The organism is Vagococcus zengguangii, assembly GCF_005145005.1.
Lineage (GTDB): Bacteria > Bacillota > Bacilli > Lactobacillales > Vagococcaceae > Vagococcus_A > Vagococcus_A zengguangii.
Genome location: NZ_CP039712.1, coordinates 958,186 through 978,438 on the forward strand (window position 1 = coordinate 958,186; position 20,253 = coordinate 978,438).

Consider the following 20,253-nt stretch of genomic DNA (forward strand, 5'->3'; position numbering starts at 1 on the left):
CTTTTTGTAAGGCTGTTTCAATCAAGCTATATAAATATAGAGGAGGTCCACTCATATGAAACAATGGGACGGATTTAAAGGGAATTTATGGAAAGAAACTGTAAACGTTAGAGACTTCATTCAAAACAACTACACAGAATACACTGGAGATGACAGCTTCTTAGAGCCAATCGCTCCATCAACTGACAAATTATGGACTAAATTACAAGAATTATTTGATGTACAACATGAAAAAAATGGTGTTTATGATATGGATAGTGATATTCCAGCAACTATCACTTCTCATGAACCAGGTTACTTAATTAAAGAAGAAGAAAAAATCGTTGGTTTACAAACTGATGTACCATTAAAACAAGCATTTATGCCTTTCGGTGGTATCAACATGGCTAACAACTCATTAGCTTCAAACGGCTATGAAGTTAGCGATGAAATGACAAAAATCTTTACTGAATACCGTAAAACTCATAACCAAGGGGTATTCGATGCTTACACGCCTGAAATGCGTTCAGCTCGTAAAAACAAAATTATCACTGGTTTACCAGATGCTTATGGTCGTGGACGTATCATCGGTGACTACCGTCGTTTAGCTTTATATGGTATCGACTTCTTAATCGAACAAAAAGTTAAAGACTTAAACAACACAGGAACAACGGTGATGACTGACGATGTGATTCGTTTACGTGAAGAAATTTCAGAACAGATCCGTGCACTATCAGAAATCAAAAAAATGGCAGCTTCTTATGGTTTTGATATTTCAGCACCAGCTAACAATGCACAAGAAGCTATCCAATGGTTATACTTTGGTTACTTAGCAGCAATCAAATCACAAAATGGTGCGGCAATGTCTATCGGACGTATTTCAGCATTCTTAGATATCTATATCCAACGCGATTTAGAAGCTGGTTTAATTACTGAATTTGAAGCACAAGAAATGATCGATCACTTAATCATGAAACTACGTATGGTTAAATTCGCTCGTACACCAGAATACAACCAATTATTCTCAGGTTACCCAATTTGGGCGACATTATCTATTGCCGGTATGGGTATCGACGGCCGTTCATTAGTAACTAAGAACGACTTCCGTATCTTACATACATTAACAAACATGGGACCATCACCAGAACCAAACTTAACTGTTTTATACTCTTCACACTTACCAAAAGGATTCAGAACATACTCTGCGAAAATCGCAAAAGAAAGTTCTTCAATCCAATTTGAAAACGATGATTTATTACGTGCTAACTGGGGTTCAGATGACTGCGCTATCGCATGTTGTGTATCTGCAACAGTTATGGGTAAAGACATGCAGTTCTTCGGAGCTCGTGCTAACTTAGCAAAAGCTGTATTATATGCAATCAACGGTGGTGTTGATGAGAAAACTAAAATGCAAGTTGCGCCTAAATTCCGTCCAATGACTGGCGATAGCTTAGATTACGATGAGTTCATCGATCGTTTCAAAGATATCATGGACTGGTTAGCTGAATTATATGTTAATACATTAAACGTAATCCACTACATGCATGACAAATACGCTTATGAAGCACCACAATTAGCCTTCATGGAAAGTGATTTACAACGTACATTTGCAACTGGTATTGCTGGTATTTCACATGCGGCTGACTCTGTTATGGCTATCAAACATGGTAATGTTAAAGTTATCCGTGATGAAGATGGTTTAGCTGTAGACTATGTGCCACAAAATGAATTCCCAACATACGGTAACGATAACGAAGAAGCAGATGCTATGGCTAACTGGATCTTAGAATACTTCATGACACAAATTAAACGTCAACATACTTACCGTGGTGCTAAACCAACAACGTCATTATTAACCATCACTTCTAACGTTGTTTACGGTAAAGCTACTGGTAACACACCAGACGGACGTCGTGCAGGTAAGCCATTAGCACCTGGTGCTAACCCATCTTATCAAGACGGTAAATTCTTAGGTGAGAAAAATGGTCTTCTAGCATCATTAAACTCAACAGCTCGTTTAGAATATACAAACGCTTTAGATGGTATTTCAAATACACAAACAATTAATCCAAACGGTTTAGGTAAAGATGATACAATGCGTATCGACAACTTACGTAACGTGATGGACGGTTACTTCAACAATGGTGGTTACCACTTAAACGTTAACGTATTTACTAACGAATTATTATTAGATGCTCAAAAACATCCAGAAAAATATCCAAACTTAACCATTCGTGTATCAGGATACGCTGTCAAATTCCGTGACTTAACACCAGAACAACAAGCAGACGTTATCTCAAGAACTTCACACGACAGACTGTAAGAAGATAGCTTAGATAAAAACTGGGAAGCTGCGTTTTCCCAGTTTTTCTTTTTAAATAAATTCTGTTATTCTTATACTATGTGATCTATAGAACAGAAAAGAGGAAGAATTATGACTAACTCCGTTTTAGGTAGAATTCATTCTACAGAAAATTTTGGGACCGTAGATGGACCAGGTGTGCGTTTTGTCGTTTTCACTCAAGGGTGTCATATGCGTTGTCAATTTTGCCATAATCCCGATACGTGGGATTTAAATGCTGGGAAACAGGTAACAGCCGATGAAATTATCGAAGAAGCTTTAAGATTTAGAAGCTATTGGGGTGAAGAAGGTGGTATTACCATTAGTGGTGGTGAACCGTTACTACAATTAGACTTCTTATTAGAAGTGTTCAAAAAAGCAAAAAAATTAGGCATTCATACGACAATTGATAGTTGTGGTAAACCATTTACACGTCGTGATCCATGGTTTAGTAAATTTAATGAGTTATTGGAATACACTGACTTGATTCTGTTTGATATTAAACATATCGACCGTGAAGGACATCGTGAATTGACACAACATATCAATGATAATATTTTAGATATGGCACAGTACTTATCTGAAATTGGCCAACCTGTTTGGATTCGCCACGTGCTAGTACCTGAACGTACAGATTATGACGAATACTTAATTCGCTTAGGTGATTTTATTAAAACATTGAACAATGTGAAGAAGGTTGAAGTATTACCGTATCACCGTATGGGGATTTTCAAATGGAAAGAGTTAGGTATTGATTACCCATTAGAAGGTATTGATCCACCCACTCAAGAACGTGTAAAAAATGCTCAAGAATTATTACATTGTGCTGATTATACAGGCTATAAAGAATAGTGTTAGACTAGCTTAGTAAACAAGAAAAATGTTTACTAAGCTAGTTTTTTAGTTGTGCCTTAAAACAGAGCAATCAGGATTTGAATGCTTATAAGATTATGAAAGAGTTCTAAGAAATTGAATAGTTTTGCTCAATATTTATGTTTTGTTTAACAAATTGAGTATAATAGAAGTATAAAAATAAAGCGTTTTCAATAGTGGAGGGACAACTATGAGAATCGAAAAAGATAGTGTGGGATACTTAGAAATACCACAAGATAGTTATTATGGGGTTCATACGCAACGTGCGGTAAATAATTTTAATATAACAGGGCATAGATTAGATAGAGACTTTATCATTAGTTTAGCTGAAGTGAAAAAAGCTGTTGCACAAGCAAATTCTGAATTAAATGTATTGTCAAAAGAAAAAGCTGAAGCAATTGTACAAGCAGCAGATGAAGTGATTGATGGAAAACTGCATGAGGCTATTTTAGTGGATCCAATCCAAGGCGGCGCGGGAACAAGTAGTAATATGAATATTAATGAAGTGCTAGCAAATCGTGCAATTGAGTTGTTAGGCGGGGAGAAGGGGGATTATAAATTAATTAACCCAAATGATGATGTTAATAGAGGACAATCAACGAATGATATTTATCCGACCGCAGGCAAATTAACCATGTTGAAAAAAGTCCCTAAATTAATGGCTCAATTGGACGCATTAAGTCAAACTTTTTTACAAAAAGCAGTAGAGTTTCAAGATATTATGAAATTAGGTCGTACGCAATTGCAAGATGCAGTGCCAATCACACTAGGGCAAGAGTTCCATGCTTACTATTCAGTAATTAAACGTGGCATGCATCGGTTATCGATTGCTAAAACAGAAATTGAGGCTATTAATATTGGTGGAACGGCAATAGGGACTGGTATATCAGCTCATCCAGAGTTGTCACAAACAGCGCTTCAAAAATTAAGAGAAATTACAGGGGAGAATTTAGTCATTTCAGACGACTTAGTAGATGCTACTCAAAACGTAGAGAGTTTCGTGGTTCTTTCTGATTCCTTAAAGGCGATCGCAGTCAGTCTTTCAAAAGTGGCGAATGATATTCGTTTGCTATCTTCAGGTCCAAAAACAGGTATCGGAGAAATAAAAATACCTGCACGACAAAATGGTTCATCCATCATGCCAGGGAAAATTAATCCAGTAATCCCAGAAGTAATGAATCAGTGTGCGTTTTTAGTGATGGGAAATAACGTCACCATCGGTTTAGCCGCTGAACATGGACAACTAGAATTGAACGCGTTTGAACCAGTAATTTTTTATAAATTAATCGAATCATTTGAAGCACTTACGAATGGTATTCAAACTTTTAACGAAAATTGTGTTAAAGGAATTGAAGCAGATCGTGAACGTTGTCAAGAAAATTTAGAGCGTAGTACTTATATGGCGACACCACTAGCTGAAAAAATAGGCTATGAACAGGCGGCGGATATCGCTAAAGAATCCGTGGCGTCAGGGAAGACCGTCAAAGAAGTAGCGAAAATTTTTAATATTTCAGATGACATCTTGAATGATTTGAAAGTCACAATAAAATAGAAGATTTTAAGGTTTAGCCTCATAAATATTCAAGTTTTATGCTATAATAATGGCGTAATTAATTTATTAGAATAGATAGGGGTATTGAATATGTCTAAAGTTTTAGTTTTCGGCCATCAAAATCCAGATACTGATACCATTGCATCAGCGATTTCAATGGCGTATTTACAACAACAATTAGGAGTAGATGCTGAAGCTGTAGCACTTGGCGAAATGAACGAGGAAACAGCTTACGCTTTAAATGAATTTGGTGTCGCACCATTAAGAATTATTGAAAGTGCAAAAGCAGAAACAACAGAAGTGATGTTAGTTGATCACAACGAAGCACAACAAAGTGTTGGAGATATTAAAGAGGTAGACGTGTTAGCAGTTGTTGATCATCACCGTATTGCTAACTTTGAAACAGCAAATCCATTATATTATCGTGCTGAGCCTGTAGGTTGCACAAACACGATTATTTACAAAATGTATCAAGAACATGAAGTAGCAATTCCTAAAGACGTAGCTGGTTTAATGTTATCAGCGATTATTTCAGATACATTATTATTCAAATCTCCAACATGTACCGAAGAAGATGTGAAAGTTGCGGAAAAATTAGCGGCTATCGCAGAAGTTGATATGGAAACTTATGGATTAAACATGTTAAAAGCGGGAACTAATTTAGCGACTAAATCTGATGAAGATTTATTAAACATGGATGCAAAAAGTTTTAATATGGGCGACAAAGTTGTTCGTATTGGTCAAGTTAATACAGTTGACGTTCAAGATGTATTATCACGTCAAGCATCAGTTGAAACAGCAATGGCTGGTCAAAACGAAGCAAATGGCTACGACCTATTTGTTTTAATCGTGACGAATATCTTAGATAGTGATTCAGTTATTTTAGTCGTAGGTGAACCAAAAGAAAACGTTGAAAAAGCCTTCAACGTGACATTAGAAAACAATACTGCTTTATTAAAAGGTGTTGTATCTCGTAAAAAACAAGTAGTCCCTCAATTAACAGAATCATTTTAATGTGGACACGTAGGATGTAGCTCAAGTTGCTGCATCCTTTTTTATTTTATGTCTAATTAGATGAAATATCACAAACTATTAGGTATAATGAACAAGTAACTAACGAATAGTTTGGAGGAGAGAGTTTGAAGCAGTTATATAAAAAGTTCGAAAATTTAATTGATTTAATTGTCCATCTGATTATTATGGTGTTAATCGGTGTTGTCTTAATCGGGATGGTTGAACTTGTTTATAATATTATTACCACCTCAATTACCATCGGTACAATGGAAAGTTTGACTGTGATGATTCAAGATGTCGCGACGTTTTTCATCTTTTTAGAGATTATTTTAATGTTGCTGAAGTACTTGAAAGATATTCATCATGTGCCGGTTAAATATTTGATTATTATCAGTATTACGGCTATTGCCCGTGAAATTTTATTAGCGCATGGCGATGCATTAAGAATGATTTTTTTAGCGTTAGCTATTTTAATTTTAATGGGTGTTGTTTACTTAATTCAAAAGTTAAACTTATTATCAGATGATGATTTATAACATAAAGAAAGGACTGCGATGTTAACGTCGCAGTCCTTTCTTTATTAATCTAATTCAATAATATAACCGAAGTCTTCGTTATATTTGTGTTCTAAAATAGAGCGCAAAACTTGTTTGGCTAAGTTTGTGTTGCGGGCTAAGATGGGTCCGTGGAAATAAGATCCGTAGGTGTTTTTGTAATGGACACCTTCAGTTTGATCTTTACCGTTATTACCATAGCCTTTAATGACTTTCCCTAAAGGTTTAACATTTTCACCTAAATAAGTCACGCCATTATGGTTTTCAAAACCTAAATAAACTTCGTCGTATTCCTCGTTTCTAATTTCAACATCACCAATAAAGCGGTTGTTGACTTGGCTTTCAGTATAATAATCAATCGCCGAAATCCCTTTGATTTGTTCACCTTTTGCACCAATGTAGTAGTGGCCAAGTAATTGATAACCACCACAAATAGCTAAGAAGGGACCGTCATTTTCAATATAACGAACAAGTGGTTCTTTCTTTAATTGAATGTCTTGAGAAACGACTGTTTGTTCAAAGTCTTGACCCCCACCGAATAAAACAAAGTCATATTTCGAATCGTCAAACGTATCATCAATACTAATAACCTCGTGTGTTAGCGTGATTCCTGCTTTTTTCGCATAGTATTCTAAGACTAATAAGTTACCGATATCACCGTAAGTATTTAATAAGTTGCCATACAAATGACAGGCATGAATAGTGTAGTTTGTCATGCTACATACCTCCTTTGATATAACCTTGTGAAGCTAATTCTTTTCGTAACTGTAAGACCGCCGTATACGTTGCTAAAATAAAGACGCGTTCGGTGTCCATTTGTTTAATTTCTTCAATAATTTTTGGTAATTCAGGGATTTCCTTGAAATTATTGTTTTCTAAACCAGCTACTTTCATACGTAGGGCGATATCTTTAGAGCGTTCACCACCAGCGATGACATTAGGAATAGTCATCTCAGCAAATGACTCATAATTGCCATCCCAAATCCAACTGACATCGATACCATCGGCATAGTTGGAGTTTAAAATTTGTACTAAGCTAAAAGGTTGTGGGGCTAAGTTGATCATGTCGATAACTTGATTCAAACCAACTGGATTTTTAACTAAGACTAAGGTACATTCTTTGCCATCGATGTTAATTACTTCTTGACGACCAAATACTTTTTGGTCGTAGGTTAAGCCTTTAGCTATATTTTCATCTGTGACACCATAGTGTTTAGCAACTGCAGCTGCGGCTAATGCGTTATAGATATTATATAACCCACCAACTTCGATTCGTTGTTTAGTCCCATCGATTTCAAATTCAGAATAAGTGTTTGTCATATCGTTAAGGTTGGTCACTTGATAACTTAGTTCAGGACGTTTAAACTGACAATGTGAGCAATAGTATTTACCTTGGTTACTGTAAGTTAACATGTTGTATTTTAAAATGTGCTGGCAACGAGGGCATAGTAAGCCGTCGGTATTTGAAGAAGGTACCACCTCAGGGTCTTCTTCGTGATTAAATCCATAAAAAACTCGTGAATTGACACTTTCGTTAGAGTTAAATAATGGTAAATCGCCATTTGCAATAATCGTTGCATCAGGTGCGTTCGCTGCGCCATCAACAATCATCTGATAGGTTGTATAAATTTCACCGTAACGATCTAATTGGTCACGGAAAATATTGGTAAATAAAAAGGCAGAAGGTTTTAAGTATTTTGTTACTTTAGATAAACTTGCTTCGTCAATTTCTAAAACAGCAAATTTCTTTTGACCTTTTTTCGGTTTATCTGAAAGGAAGGTTGAAACAATCCCTTGTAACATGTTGGCTCCAGTTGTGTTTGTTAACACATCGCCAAATTGTTGTTTTAGTATGTTTACGGTCAAAGCAGTTGTTAAAGTTTTCCCATTTGTTCCTGTTACGACGATAATTTCGTAATCTTTTGAAATCGCGTTTAGAACATCAGGGTCTAATTTTAAGGCAATTTTACCTGGCAAACTGCTGCCGCCTTTCATAAATGTTTGCAAGAACCATTGGCTCGATTTGCCAACAGAAAGTGCTAAACGACTTTTAAATGTCATTATTTTTTCCTCCCAAAGCACGAATCGTGATCATAATATGCTTAATAATACCATAAAACAGCAAAAAAAGAGAAGAATCACGCGACTCTTCTCTTAATTATTAGTGAAAATTTAAACAGTTATTTTTTACCCGATAATAATTTTTTCAGTTGGGTACAAGAATGCTTTATCTTGTTTTTCTTTAGGTAAGAACATCATCAACGTATATAACATACCCACGCGTCCGACAAACATCAGAATACCAATGACAATTTTTCCGAATAAAGTCAAATCATCTGTTATTCCTAGTGATAGTCCTGTGGTTCCGAATGCAGAGGTGACTTCAACTATGATGGCGAGTAATGAATGGGATTCAGTTGCTGATAATAGCATAATTGCCAGGAAACACATTGTTAAGGATAAGTTGAAGACAACTACAGCTTTTTTGACATCTTCAGCTGAAATTCGACGTCCAAAAATATTAACGTTTTCTTCGCTCTTAATGAATGACATCATATATAAAAATAAGATAGCGACGGTAGTTGTTCGAACACCACCGCCTACAGAACTAGGGCTACAACCGATGAACATTAGCACTGAGAATAATAACAACGTAGCTGGTTGGAACTCGTTTAAGTCATGCATTTGCAGACCAGCATTACGCGTGGTTACTGAATAAAACATTGCATTTAGCCATTTTTGTCCCTCGTTCATGTTCGCGAATAAGTGCTGACGTTCTAATAGATAAATCATGATTGTACCAGCAATAAATAAAGTTATAAAGGTGAAGATAGCAATTTTGGCGAACAATGAAAATCTAAAAGGAATTTGACGAGCTTTGCGTTTATACAATACGCGTTCTCTGATTTCCATGATAACCGGGAACCCTATCCCTCCGACCATGATTAAAAACATCGTACAGACAAGGAAGAAAATATCGTTTTTATAAGGAATAATTGATGCACCGGTCACATCAAAACCTGAGTTTGTTGCGGCAGAAATAGACTGATATAATCCGAAAAAGATTGATTCAGAGATGGTCACATGCGATTTGTTAAGGTAAAAATGAACCGCAAATATTGCCCCAAAAATTAATTGAATTTTTATTAAGAAGGACATACTAATGCGTATAAGTTTAACAATGCCACTCAGCTTTGGTTGGTTCATATCAGTCATAATTAGCTGCCGCTGAGATAATGAAATTTTCTTTTTGGAAAAAATAAAGAAAAAAGTTAAAAACATCATAATGCCAAGTCCACCAATTTGGAAAAGGATTTCTAACAGAACAATACCGCGGTGGTTAAAGACCTCGTTAATATTATAGGTTGATAGGCCAGTAACACTAACAGTACTTATAGCCATAAAGAAATCATCAAAGGCAGAAGTATGGACACCGGGATTTCTGAACCAAGGCATTTTTAATAAGAAAAATGCGAACACGGTAAAGCCCAAATAGTAAATAACAATTTTTTGAATACTTGTAACATTATTAGCCATAAAGCGATCAAATTGTCGTCTAATTATATAGAGATATTTATTTATCATAAGCAGGTTCCTTTATACGTTTATATGTAATGATTATATCATAGCTGAATTAATAACATTAACTAAATGAAATGGTATCATATCTATCACAAGCTTTGCTAGTGCAAATAATTATTTATATTGCAGAGTAGAGTTAGATTTTCAACCCGACTAAAGTGTGATAGAATTGTATAGAATATACTGATAAAGAGGTTGAGATTATGTCAGAAAATAATAAATGTCCAAATTGTGGACAGATTTATGATTTAGATACTGATTTCTGCCCTAAGTGTGATTTATACGGTGGGAGTAGTCGCCAATTTCATCATGGGCCAGATTATCGAGAAAAAATAGCGACACGTCGTCAAGAGATGGAAAACGATGCTCAAATTCGTCTAAAGTTAAAAGCAGTCCATGAAATAAAACAAGAAAAACAACTGGTTGATGAAGAAATAGAACGATTCAATAACGAAGAAGCGTTATTAAATGAAGAAGCAGTGGATCACAGTACTATTTTCAGAGAAATTTCGGAAGAAACATCAATAGCGGAGGTCGAGGAAGCGATTAGTTCTGCAATCGAGGAGAGCAAGCTAAAAGCTGAAGCGGTAGATGTGGTAGACACTACAGAAATGCCTATCATTGAAATTGAAGGTGAAGATTCGCAAGCAACGATTGTTGAGGAGGAATTAGTTCCTCACACAGAAGATATTATGGAAGTTGCGGCTACCGAGCAAGAAACGGTAGCGTCTGAGACAAGTGAAGAAACCGCAAATATCCATGTTGAAGAGACCTTCGACGAGAAAACACCGATTCTACTTGAGTCGGAAGAAGTACCAGCAGCTTTAATCGGTAAAATTGATAAAATAAGTGGCTCTCTCGATGAAAAGGATGAGGAAGTTGCTTCTAGCCAAGACGCTGAAACGTTGAAGGAACCACTGTCAGAAACAAAGGTTGAAGAACCTCAACCTGATTTAGCAACGATGGCCGGTTTATCAGGTGATTTAACCGCAGAAAGTCAAGAAAAGCCTGTAGCAGAAGCAGAGAAAATGGTTAATGAAGCAGATTTATCAGACGATGCGATTGAAACATTTGGTAAGGTTGAAATAGAAGAAGTTAATATGGCGATTGAAAATCATCAAGTTGATTTAGACGTAGCTTCAGGTTTAAACCCAGAAGTACCAGCAACTTCTAATGAGGATACTAGCGATTCAACTGATCAACCTATCAACGATAAGTACTCGACAGAGAATTTAGTCAAAATAACTGAAGAAGTGAACGAAAAAGAAGCTTATACTGATGAAGTCAATGTTGAAGCAGCTGAACTTGGTGATAATCAGGAGATAGTAGTCATCGATGAAACATCTAAGTTAAGTGATATTTCTGAACATCAATCTGTTGACACCAATCAAGCGATGACGCTAATCATGTCCGAAGAATCAAATATTTCCGGCATTTTGGAAGAAGCTAAAGAAGAGCAGCCTGAGGTGTCAATTGACTCAGAAGTAGCAGGAAATATTAGTGAAGCTGAAGAAGTAGAAACTAACGTAATAATAGAGCATGAGATGTTAGATGAAGTAGAGCTAGAAGATTTAAAAACAGAGTTGACATCCACTGAAAATATTTTACAATCTGCTGACCAAGCTGACCAAGCTGACCAAGCTGACCAAGCTGACCAAGCTGACCAAGCTGACCAAGCTGACCAAGCTGACCAAGCTGACCAAGCTGACCAAGCTGACCAAGCTGACCAAGCTGACCAAGCTGACCAAGCTGACCAAGCTGACCAAGCTGACCAAGCTGACCAAGCTGACCAAGCTGACCAAGCTGACCAAGCTGACCAAGCTGACCAAGCTGACCAAGCTGACCAAGCTGACCAAGCTGACCAAGCTGACCAAGCTGACCAAGCTGACCAAGCTGACCAAGCTGACCAAGCTGACCAAGCTGACCAAGCTGACCAAGCTGACCAAGCTGACCAATCAAAAGCGTCTTATGTTCCACCGGTCGATATTGAAACAATTCCAAATCGTGCCACTAAAGACGTGGTAAAACATGCTAATAAACCGTTATTTAACCGCAAACGTGCTTTATTAACCGTTGCTGCGATTTCATTATTAGCAACAGGCGCTATTACCATTAGCCAACGAGAAAAAGCACTCGAACAACAACGAATGGAACAAATTGCAGCGAATAATAAGGCTAATGAACAGGCCAAACTATCATTAGAAAAATTATATGCCGACAGTAGTCATAGTTTGCTGAAAGTTGGAATTTCAATGGAATCAATTGATGAGGTTGCTGAGCAAATTGCCGCTCTTTCTGATAAATCATATAAACAGGAATTAACGAATCAGTTAGCGAAAGCCAGTCAACAACTTGAAGAAGTTGCCACTTTAAATAACTTATTTGAAGCACCAGTACTCGTTGATAACAAAGTGCAAAAGGATGCACTCGTAAAAGTATCAACGACCTATAAAGAATTAATAGAAAAGACGGAAACTGATGAGTATGCCACTTTATACAATCAAGCAATTACGCTTGGGTTAACTCAAATTAAAGAGAATCAACAAGCAAGCAAATTGGTAGATGGTTTGTTTGACGAAGACGGGCAGCTAGTTCAAGATACTAATGATCAAGCCATTGAAAAAGCAGCTGCGGCCATTAAGCTAGTCAAAAATACTTCGCTTAAAAAAGAACAAACAGCTAAACTAGAAAAAGCCAAAAAAGCGTTAGTTGAGCGTAAAGAAGCAGAAGTAGAAGCGAAGAAAGAGCAAGAAGCAGCTGAATTAGCAGCTCAAAAAGCTGAACTTCAACAAAAAACAATCGATATTTATGGACAAGACACTCTTGATAAGTGGAATAATAAATACACAACAGAACAAAGTGGTATTTTAACCAATTTGGATGCAGGCGCTGTGTCTGACGATCCTTGGGTCTGGGCTCCTGGCGTTCAACAAGTTGTCTTGAATGAATGTTATCGTCGTGGCTACATTGTTGATGGTGGTTATGAACTACGCAAAAAAGAAGTCGTCAATGGTGAGGGGTACTATGAACTATATGCAACCGATGCAGGTTCGCCTTTGCTATCAAAATCTGGCGCCAAAACACCGTTTTTCGTTGTGCAAATCAATTGTAAAACAGGTTGGTTTAAAGGAAACCGTTAAGTTCAAAATCGAGAAGGATAAAGACCGTTCACTTTATCCTTCTTTTTTATTGACGTTTATCGTCTACAGGTGTAAACTTTGGGTATTAGGAGGGATATCGATGGATATTAGCGAAGCGGAATGGGAAATTATGCGAGTTATTTGGGCCAATGGTCATTCGACAAGTAGCGACATTTTAACGATTCTTTCTAAAAAAACGTCGTGGAAGGCCTCGACAATTAAAACATTACTTAGTCGTCTTGTGCAGAAAGATTATTTAGTAACGAGTAAAGTGGGCAATAAATTTGTGTACCGCGCTACCGTTTCTGAAAATGTTGCGCTGAACCACAAAATGCAACATATAGTGAAGCAAGTCTGTGCAAAAAAACGTGGTCAAATTTTGGGAGATTTGCTTGCAGAGAGTAAATTAACCCAACATGATATTCATGCGCTACAGCAACTACTTATGACTAAATTAGAGGCTGCCCCAACGGAAATTGCATGTGATTGTATACCAGGTCAATGCACCTGTCATTTATAAAGGAGGAGAAACAAATGAAACAAGTGATTAATATTGAAGGCATGAGCTGTAACCATTGTGTAGCCCGTGTTGAAGAAGCATTAGCACCCTTAGAAGGTATGAAAAAAGTAAAGGTAAATTTTAAAAAAGGCCAAGCCGTTGTTAAATACGACGAACAATTATTGAATGAAACGACATTGGTTTCAACCGTTAATGATTTAGGGTTTAAAGCAAGTGTTTAAGCGAGGTGGAGAAGATGAGTGAAAAAAGTATCGACACTTTTGTGATAACTGGCATGACCTGTGCGAATTGTTCTGCACGAGTTGAAAAAGAATTAAATGCAACAGAAGGCGTTATCAAAGCTAACGTTAATTTAGCAACTGAAAAAGCTACAGTCGAACATGAGTTAACGATTGATACCGATCAACTCATTCAAACGGTAGAAGGTATTGGATATGGAGCGATTCTTTATGATGATGCACACAAAGCTCAAATCGCTAAAGAACAAAGTGACTATGAACAAAAAATGAAACGTCAGTTAATTATCAGTGCGCTGTTAACTTTGCCGATGGTTGTTGGGATGATTTTTATGCTAGTAGGGAACCATCATCCATTTGTGATGTTTATGCATAAACCTTGGGTCCAGCTTTTACTAGCGACACCGGTACAATTTGTGATTGGAGCGCGTTTTTATAAAGGGGCGTACCATTCTTTAAAAACTAAAGCACCAAATATGGATGTATTAGTGGCGCTTGGGACAAGTGCGGCTTATTTACTAAGTGTCTATAATGGTTTTTTGGGTGGTAATTCAAGTCATTTATATTTTGAATCAAGTGCGATGATTATTACCTTGATTTTGTTAGGAAAATATTTAGAGCATCGAGCAAAAAATAAAACAAGTGACGCTATACGTCAATTAATGGCATTAGCTGGAGATGAAGCAGTAGTTATCCGAGATGGGCATGAGCAAACGATTGCGATTGAAGAGGTCAAATTAGGAGATCGAGTTAAAATCATCCCCGGTAGTCGCATTCCTGTTGATGGCAAAATCGTGAGTGGGCAATCAATCGTTGATGAAAGTATGCTAACGGGTGAAAGTGTCCCAGTAGAAAAAATAGTCGGTTCACAAGTGTTTGGAGGAACTGTCAATACGACAGGTATGTTTGTTTTTGAAGCAGAAAAAATTAGTAAAGAGACGTTACTGTCAAAAATTATTCAAATGGTCGAGGATGCGCAAGGATCAAAGGCACCGATTCAGTCCATTGCGGATAAAATGTCGACTATTTTTGTTCCAGTTGTTTTAATTATTGCATTAGTGACATTAGGGGTAACAGCTTGGCTAACTAAAGATATTGAGCGAGCGCTTATCAATAGTGTTTCGGTGCTAGTTATCGCCTGTCCTTGTGCGTTAGGTTTAGCAACGCCAACTGCTATTATGGTGGGCACCGGATTGGGAGCAAAAAACGGCATTTTGATAAAAAACGGTCAAGCTCTCGAAACAGCAGCTAGTATTGATGCGCTGATTTTTGATAAAACAGGTACCTTAACTAAAGGAACCCCAGCCGTGACAGATGTGATAGTTTTTTCAAATGACTATGATGGGCTTGACTTTTTACAACTGGCTTCCTCATTAGAAAGTCATTCAGAACATCCATTAGCTCAAGCGGTTGTTAAGCATTACCAAGGAGGATTAGTTGAGGTTACGGATTTCGAGGCTAACGTAGGTTTTGGGATTAGCGGTAAAATCTCAGGTCAATCCTATGTGATGGGTAATGACAAATGGATGCAGGCAAAAGGATTTGAAACAGAAAACTTTCAATCTGTGATGGCACCCATTGAGGCGTTAGGTAAAACCGTGATTTATTTAGCAAATGAAGTTGAATTAGTCGGAGCTATTGCGTTAGCAGATGAAGTTAAAACGACGTCTGTGAGAGCTGTGCAAAAATTAAACCATGCTCAAGTAGCAACTTATATGCTGACAGGCGATAATTTTGCGACTGCGCGTCATATAGCCGAACAAGTTGGTATTCCAAGTGATCATGTGCAAGCACAAGTATTACCTGAAGATAAAGCAACCTATGTAACCCAGTTGCAAGCTAAAGAGCGACAAGTCGCGATGGTGGGCGATGGAATCAATGATGCCCCAGCTTTGGCACTAGCCGATTTAGGAATCGCAATGGGAAGTGGGACTGATATCGCCATGGAAAGTGCCGATGTCACTATTGTTAAAGGGGACTTAAATAAAGTTTCCCAATTAATTCATTTATCGCAAAAGACCTTGAAAAAAATTAAACAAAACTTATTCTGGGCCTTTATATACAATATTATTGGCATTCCGTTTGCGGCAATCGGCTGGTTAAACCCGATTATTGCCGGAGCAGCGATGGCGTTTAGTTCTGTCTGTGTCTTGTTAAATTCATTAAGTATCAATCATATTAAATTAAAATAACTATGTAAGAATGGAAGGTATGAGCGAGTAATGTCATACCTTCCATTTTTTAAGTAGTCAGCTTTGGCAACTAATGTTACAATATTGAGGACTAAAGAAGAAAGATGTGAGAGAATGACTGAATTTTTAAACGTAGGAAAAATTGTCAATACCCAAGGAATTAAAGGGGAAGTACGTGTGATTTCAAAAACTGATTTTGCAAAAAAACGTTATAAAACGGGCAATCAATTATACTTGTTCCAAGAAGATAAAGCACCGATTACCTTAACGGTTAAAAGCCACCGCCAGCATAAAAACTTTGATATTTTAAGTTTCGAAGGGCATCCAAATATTAATGATGTGGAAAAATATCGCGATGGGATCTTAAAAATTAAAAAAGAAGAGGCGCAACGCTTGCCTAAAAATGAATTTTATTTCCATGAAATTATTGGCTGTGAGGTCTATGAAGGCGAACAATTAATTGGGAAGATTAAAGAAATTTTACAACCTGGCGCGAATGATGTCTGGGTTGTGCAACGTAAAGGCCAAAAAGATGCCTTAATTCCCTACATTGAATCAGTGGTAACGAATGTTGATGTTAAAAACAAACGCGTTGATGTGGAAATTCCAGAAGGGTTGCTTGATTAAGATGAAAATAGATGTATTAACGCTATTTCCTAAAATGTTTGAAGGACCAATGAATGAATCGATTTTAGGAAAAGCTAAACAGCGTGAATTAGTTGAGGTCAATGTTCATAACTTCCGTGATTTTTCTGACAATAAACATCAACAAGTAGACGACTATCCGTATGGTGGTGGCGCAGGGATGTTATTAAAAGTCCAACCGATTGATGATGCGTTAGCACATATTAATGAACAGTCACCCGAAACCAAGAAACGTGTGATTTTACTTGATCCAGCGGGTATACCGTTTAATCAGAAAGTAGCAGAAGAATTTTCTGAAGAAGAGCATTTAGTATTTATTTGCGGTCATTATGAAGGTTACGACGAGCGTATTCGTTCATTAGTGACGGACGAAGTTTCTTTAGGGGATTATGTATTAACGGGTGGAGAGCTAGGGGCCATGGTGATGATTGATGCGACTGTGCGCTTATTACCCGAGGTGTTAGGTAATGACGAATCAGCCGTAACCGATTCTCATTCAACAGGCTTATTAGAACACCCTCATTACACACGTCCTGCCGACTATAAAGGAATGAGAGTACCAGAAGTGTTAACAAATGGCAATCATAAATTAATTGACGAGTGGCGCTTAAAAGAATCATTGCGTCGTACGTATTTACGTCGCCCAGAGATGTTAGAAAAATTAGACATGTCGGCTCAAATGATAAAAATGTTAGAGCAAATTAAACAAGAAGAAAACGCGTAGCCGAAGGGCTACGCGTTTTTTGTCGTTATATGATTTAATTCATGTGCTTGATAATAAGCATCTAGTTCTTTTTGATTGCGAATAATAATTGTTTTGTCGGGGTATTTTGCTTGAATCTTCTTTAATTCAGCTAATGGTTGGGCTTTGCGGCCTTTATAAAGAATCCACCATAGAAATGCCCCGTCAATTTTTTCTTCGCAGCCCTCGGCCATGTCAGGTCGTGAGCTTTTTCGATAATTAAAATAACGTTTGATAACTCGGCGTAAACAAGCCCAACGTGAAAAAGCTAAGATGATGACAGAGTCAGCTTTTTCAATGCGTTCTTCTTTAAAAAATTTGGTGTAGTTACCATCAATAACCCAAGATTTTTGTGCCATAAATTGTTTTATGATGGTATTAGCTTCGATGCGGTCACGTTCTTGCCAATCTTCTACAAAATGAACAGTGTCTAGATGAAGTACAGGAACGTTGATTTTTTCAGCAATAGCACGAGCTAACGTTGATTTTCCACTACCGCTATAACCAAGAATTGCAATTTTCATAGGAACTCCTTATCTGATTTCTAAATATTTTTTGATTCGGTCGGTAAAGCTCATGTTTTCAGAGAGCTTTTGTTTAATTTCTTGTGCTTCATCAGGATAATCGGTAATTATCGCATCAGCGCCCATGCTAATGTATTTACGCATCAGTGATTGTTTATTAATTGTCCAAGCAAACAATTGTTGTTGACGTTTATGGGCTGTTTCTAAATTGTTCTGATTAAAAGAAAATTCTTCCATCACCATAAAGTCAGCGCTTGTTTTTGGAAGGGAGCCTAGGTTGAAGGCGACGATAAAGCCAGTATTAACAGCAGGTGCGCCCACTTCAAAACTTTCAATTTGTGTTTGATTTAATCCTTGTACATAGTGCCGACTTAATAAATCACGGTCGTAAAGTAAGTTGATTAATTCGGCTTCATTGCGTCCATCTGCTTCTTCAGCAAATTTTAACTCAATTAATAAGCGCAAGTTTAAATCATCGGCTAACGTTAACACATCTTCTAGTGTTGGAATTTTATCTTTCATTCGTCCTTCTTGCAAGGTAATTGCTTGAACTTCTTCAAGGGTTAAATCACTGATTTTTTGCGACGAGCCCCCTAGGCGTCTTAGTGTCTCATCATGGAAGAGCACAAATTCACGATCTTTTGTCTGTTGGATATCAATTTCAACCATGTCAGCATCAGCTTCTTTAGCGGCGATAATGGCCGATTTAGTATTTTCAATGGCATTCTCTGTCACACCTCGATGACTAATAATTAAAGTACTTGGGGCATAGACGTTATTGGTTAAGTAAGAATAGTTAAAAAATGTCATTACCACGAATCCAATCAACATCATGGGTAGAAGGATACGTAAATATTTTTTAGGGTAGATCGTTTTTTCAGTAGGATGTTCTAATTCTTCAGTATCTTTTAGTAAAGTAACTATTACCTCCGCGACTAATGCCTGTAACATACTAAAGGCAATAAATAACAAAATTTCGATTAAACTTAAACAAACCGCTGAAACATAGGGAGCCACTGGTAAAGCAATTTTTTCGACTAACATTACGGGTAAAAATAATAGTACAATCCCTAAGAACGTCAATAATGAATGAAGTAATACAACGCCACCTAAAGAAATCAAGGTAGTAAATAATTTCTTTTTAGTAAATTGCCAGCTGTATTTAATCCCTCCAAGGATGGTGCTTGATTCATTAAAGACAAAATAAGGAATACTGTAAATTAATCTAATACTTAAATAAAAAATTAAGGCCGAAACACCAAAATATAACAGCTTTCCAGATAGTGATTTCATCAACTCGTCCGTAATGAAGTAAGGAATGTACAAATCACTAGTAAAACTGCCTTCAAGACCAATCGAAGCGAGTGGAATCATTAAGACGAAATAAATCAAAAATAATAACGCTTGAAAACTGACAAAGTAACGCAGCTTTTTGAAAAGCTTGAGTAATGACTGTCGGAATTTCAAGGGATTCCTTCCATGATGGTCAGCATATAAAAAATACAAGCCAAATTCAAAGAAAATCGCAAAAATAAAAATTAATACTATAAGGATAATAAGAGCGAATGATTTTGGGTTTTTAAATAAACTGAAGATGGTGGATTCAGTAATTCCGTCAAAGCCATTAATTTTTAAAATTTGTTGGCCTAAAAAACCAAGAATCGGTGAAATAATGGCGATTCTAAGTAAGTTGAACAGGACATTAGCCTTGATGTAGTCACGTTTATAGAGCCAAAAATCTTGATAAGCGTGTTTAATGACAGCAATTGGATTCAATAGGGCATCACCTCAAATTATTATGTTAATTATATTATAGCGAATATTTGTTATTTTACGAATGAATCGGTTTCAAAGGTAATGATTTGTGGTAAGTAAGAAAAAAACTTTACAGCTAATTTGATTTGTGTTAGAATATTTTGGTGAGTAAGAACTCACATAATATTACGACATTCCGCTTTGAATCACTCATATGAATGTTTGGGAATAAGGAGATGGATAATATGAATCCAATTATTGAAGCTATTACAAGTGAACAACTTCGTTCAGACATTCCACAATTCCGCGCTGGGGACACTTTACGTGTACACGCGAAAGTTGTAGAGGGAGAACGCGAACGTATCCAGTTATTCGAAGGAGTTTGTATCAAACGCCAAGGTGCTGGAATCAGCGAAACTTACACTGTTCGTAAAATTTCTAACGGTGTTGGTGTTGAACGTACTTTCCCAGTACACACTCCACGTGTTGCTCAAATCGAAGTAATCCGTCATGGTCGTGTACGTCGTGCTAAATTATACTTCTTACGCGAACGTAGTGGTAAATCTGCACGTATTAGAGAAATCAGAAGATAATTTCTGGAACC

At 37.0% G+C, this 20,253-nt stretch carries 17 protein-coding genes; 12 read left to right on the plus strand and 5 right to left on the minus strand.

Annotated elements, in window-relative coordinates; translation table 11 throughout:
- Positions 1-55: 55 nt before the first annotated feature.
- The 5 genes from pflB to FA707_RS04495 all read left to right on the plus strand — a co-directional run bounded on the left by pflB (position 56) and on the right by FA707_RS04495 (position 6,295).
- Positions 56-2,302: a formate C-acetyltransferase gene (gene pflB / locus FA707_RS04475; protein ID WP_136953097.1), complete on the plus strand. Its 2,247-nt coding sequence runs from the start codon at positions 56-58 to the stop codon at positions 2,300-2,302.
- A gap of 111 nt (positions 2,303-2,413) precedes the next feature.
- Positions 2,414-3,172 (plus strand): pyruvate formate-lyase-activating protein, encoded by a 759-nt coding sequence (gene pflA, locus FA707_RS04480; protein WP_136953098.1) that lies wholly within the window; start codon positions 2,414-2,416, stop codon positions 3,170-3,172.
- A 211-nt stretch (positions 3,173-3,383) separates the two neighbouring features.
- Positions 3,384-4,745 (plus strand): aspartate ammonia-lyase, encoded by a 1,362-nt coding sequence (locus FA707_RS04485; protein ID WP_136953099.1) that lies wholly within the window; start codon positions 3,384-3,386, stop codon positions 4,743-4,745.
- A 90-nt stretch (positions 4,746-4,835) separates the two neighbouring features.
- Positions 4,836-5,759 carry a manganese-dependent inorganic pyrophosphatase gene (locus FA707_RS04490; RefSeq protein WP_136953100.1) on the plus strand — a complete coding sequence of 308 codons (924 nt, stop codon included), beginning with the start codon at positions 4,836-4,838 and terminating at the stop codon, positions 5,757-5,759.
- A 125-nt stretch (positions 5,760-5,884) separates the two neighbouring features.
- Complete coding sequence (locus FA707_RS04495) at positions 5,885-6,295, plus strand: phosphate-starvation-inducible PsiE family protein (protein WP_246032348.1); 411 nt, start codon at positions 5,885-5,887, stop codon at positions 6,293-6,295.
- 44 nt (positions 6,296-6,339) lie between these two features.
- On the opposite strand, the gene FA707_RS04500 is transcribed toward FA707_RS04495, so the two are convergent.
- The 3 genes from FA707_RS04500 to FA707_RS04510 form a co-directional block, all read right to left on the minus strand.
- Positions 6,340-7,029: a type 1 glutamine amidotransferase gene (locus tag FA707_RS04500; RefSeq protein WP_136953101.1), complete on the minus strand. Its 690-nt coding sequence runs from the start codon at positions 7,027-7,029 to the stop codon at positions 6,340-6,342.
- A 1-nt stretch (position 7,030) separates the two neighbouring features.
- Entirely contained in the window at positions 7,031-8,374 is a 1,344-nt protein-coding gene (locus FA707_RS04505) for a Mur ligase family protein (RefSeq protein ID WP_136953102.1), read from the minus strand.
- 126 nt (positions 8,375-8,500) lie between these two features.
- On the minus strand, positions 8,501-9,898 hold the full coding sequence (locus tag FA707_RS04510) for a TrkH family potassium uptake protein (protein ID WP_136953103.1): 1,398 nt from the start codon (positions 9,896-9,898) through the stop codon (positions 8,501-8,503).
- A gap of 200 nt (positions 9,899-10,098) precedes the next feature.
- Between FA707_RS04510 and FA707_RS04515 the strand changes: the two genes are divergently transcribed.
- From FA707_RS04515 to trmD, 6 genes are all read left to right on the plus strand, one after another.
- Entirely contained in the window at positions 10,099-13,035 is a 2,937-nt protein-coding gene (locus tag FA707_RS04515; RefSeq protein ID WP_136953104.1) for a cell division site-positioning protein MapZ family protein, read from the plus strand.
- A gap of 100 nt (positions 13,036-13,135) precedes the next feature.
- Positions 13,136-13,555, plus strand: a complete 420-nt coding sequence (locus FA707_RS04520) for a CopY/TcrY family copper transport repressor (protein WP_136953105.1) — start codon at positions 13,136-13,138, stop codon at positions 13,553-13,555.
- Between the two features lie 14 nt (positions 13,556-13,569).
- A complete protein-coding gene (gene copZ, locus FA707_RS04525) occupies positions 13,570-13,776 on the plus strand; it encodes a copper chaperone CopZ (RefSeq protein WP_136953106.1) in 207 nt (68 codons plus the stop codon).
- Positions 13,777-13,790: 14 nt separating this feature from the next.
- Entirely contained in the window at positions 13,791-15,983 is a 2,193-nt protein-coding gene (locus FA707_RS04530; protein ID WP_136953107.1) for a heavy metal translocating P-type ATPase, read from the plus strand.
- 114 nt (positions 15,984-16,097) lie between these two features.
- Positions 16,098-16,610 (plus strand): ribosome maturation factor RimM, encoded by a 513-nt coding sequence (gene rimM / locus FA707_RS04535; RefSeq protein ID WP_136953108.1) that lies wholly within the window; start codon positions 16,098-16,100, stop codon positions 16,608-16,610.
- A 1-nt stretch (position 16,611) separates the two neighbouring features.
- The gene (gene trmD, locus FA707_RS04540) at positions 16,612-17,352 is read left to right on the plus strand and encodes a tRNA (guanosine(37)-N1)-methyltransferase TrmD (RefSeq protein ID WP_136953109.1); all 741 of its coding nucleotides are present in this window, start codon (positions 16,612-16,614) and stop codon (positions 17,350-17,352) included.
- Between the two features lie 8 nt (positions 17,353-17,360).
- Here trmD and FA707_RS04545 read toward each other — a convergent pair whose 3' ends face one another.
- Complete coding sequence (locus FA707_RS04545; RefSeq protein WP_136953110.1) at positions 17,361-17,894, minus strand: AAA family ATPase; 534 nt, start codon at positions 17,892-17,894, stop codon at positions 17,361-17,363.
- 9 nt (positions 17,895-17,903) lie between these two features.
- Positions 17,904-19,670 carry a glycerophosphoryl diester phosphodiesterase membrane domain-containing protein gene (locus FA707_RS04550; protein WP_136953111.1) on the minus strand — a complete coding sequence of 589 codons (1,767 nt, stop codon included), beginning with the start codon at positions 19,668-19,670 and terminating at the stop codon, positions 17,904-17,906.
- A gap of 224 nt (positions 19,671-19,894) precedes the next feature.
- Between FA707_RS04550 and rplS the strand changes: the two genes are divergently transcribed.
- Positions 19,895-20,242 carry a 50S ribosomal protein L19 gene (gene rplS / locus FA707_RS04555; RefSeq protein ID WP_136953112.1) on the plus strand — a complete coding sequence of 116 codons (348 nt, stop codon included), beginning with the start codon at positions 19,895-19,897 and terminating at the stop codon, positions 20,240-20,242.
- Positions 20,243-20,253: the final 11 nt, after the last annotated feature.

Coding starts and splice junctions, on each gene's coding strand:
- pflB (WP_136953097.1), top strand. CDS start 56: ATGAAACAATGGGACGGATTTAAAGGGAATTTATGGAAAGAAACTGTA.
- pflA (WP_136953098.1), top strand. CDS start 2,414: ATGACTAACTCCGTTTTAGGTAGAATTCATTCTACAGAAAATTTTGGG.
- FA707_RS04485 (WP_136953099.1), top strand. CDS start 3,384: ATGAGAATCGAAAAAGATAGTGTGGGATACTTAGAAATACCACAAGAT.
- FA707_RS04490 (WP_136953100.1), top strand. CDS start 4,836: ATGTCTAAAGTTTTAGTTTTCGGCCATCAAAATCCAGATACTGATACC.
- FA707_RS04500 (WP_136953101.1), bottom strand. CDS start 7,029: ATGACAAACTACACTATTCATGCCTGTCATTTGTATGGCAACTTATTA.
- FA707_RS04505 (WP_136953102.1), bottom strand. CDS start 8,374: ATGACATTTAAAAGTCGTTTAGCACTTTCTGTTGGCAAATCGAGCCAA.
- FA707_RS04510 (WP_136953103.1), bottom strand. CDS start 9,898: ATGATAAATAAATATCTCTATATAATTAGACGACAATTTGATCGCTTT.
- FA707_RS04515 (WP_136953104.1), top strand. CDS start 10,099: ATGTCAGAAAATAATAAATGTCCAAATTGTGGACAGATTTATGATTTA.
- FA707_RS04520 (WP_136953105.1), top strand. CDS start 13,136: ATGGATATTAGCGAAGCGGAATGGGAAATTATGCGAGTTATTTGGGCC.
- copZ (WP_136953106.1), top strand. CDS start 13,570: ATGAAACAAGTGATTAATATTGAAGGCATGAGCTGTAACCATTGTGTA.
- FA707_RS04530 (WP_136953107.1), top strand. CDS start 13,791: ATGAGTGAAAAAAGTATCGACACTTTTGTGATAACTGGCATGACCTGT.
- rimM (WP_136953108.1), top strand. CDS start 16,098: ATGACTGAATTTTTAAACGTAGGAAAAATTGTCAATACCCAAGGAATT.
- trmD (WP_136953109.1), top strand. CDS start 16,612: ATGAAAATAGATGTATTAACGCTATTTCCTAAAATGTTTGAAGGACCA.
- FA707_RS04545 (WP_136953110.1), bottom strand. CDS start 17,894: ATGAAAATTGCAATTCTTGGTTATAGCGGTAGTGGAAAATCAACGTTA.
- rplS (WP_136953112.1), top strand. CDS start 19,895: ATGAATCCAATTATTGAAGCTATTACAAGTGAACAACTTCGTTCAGAC.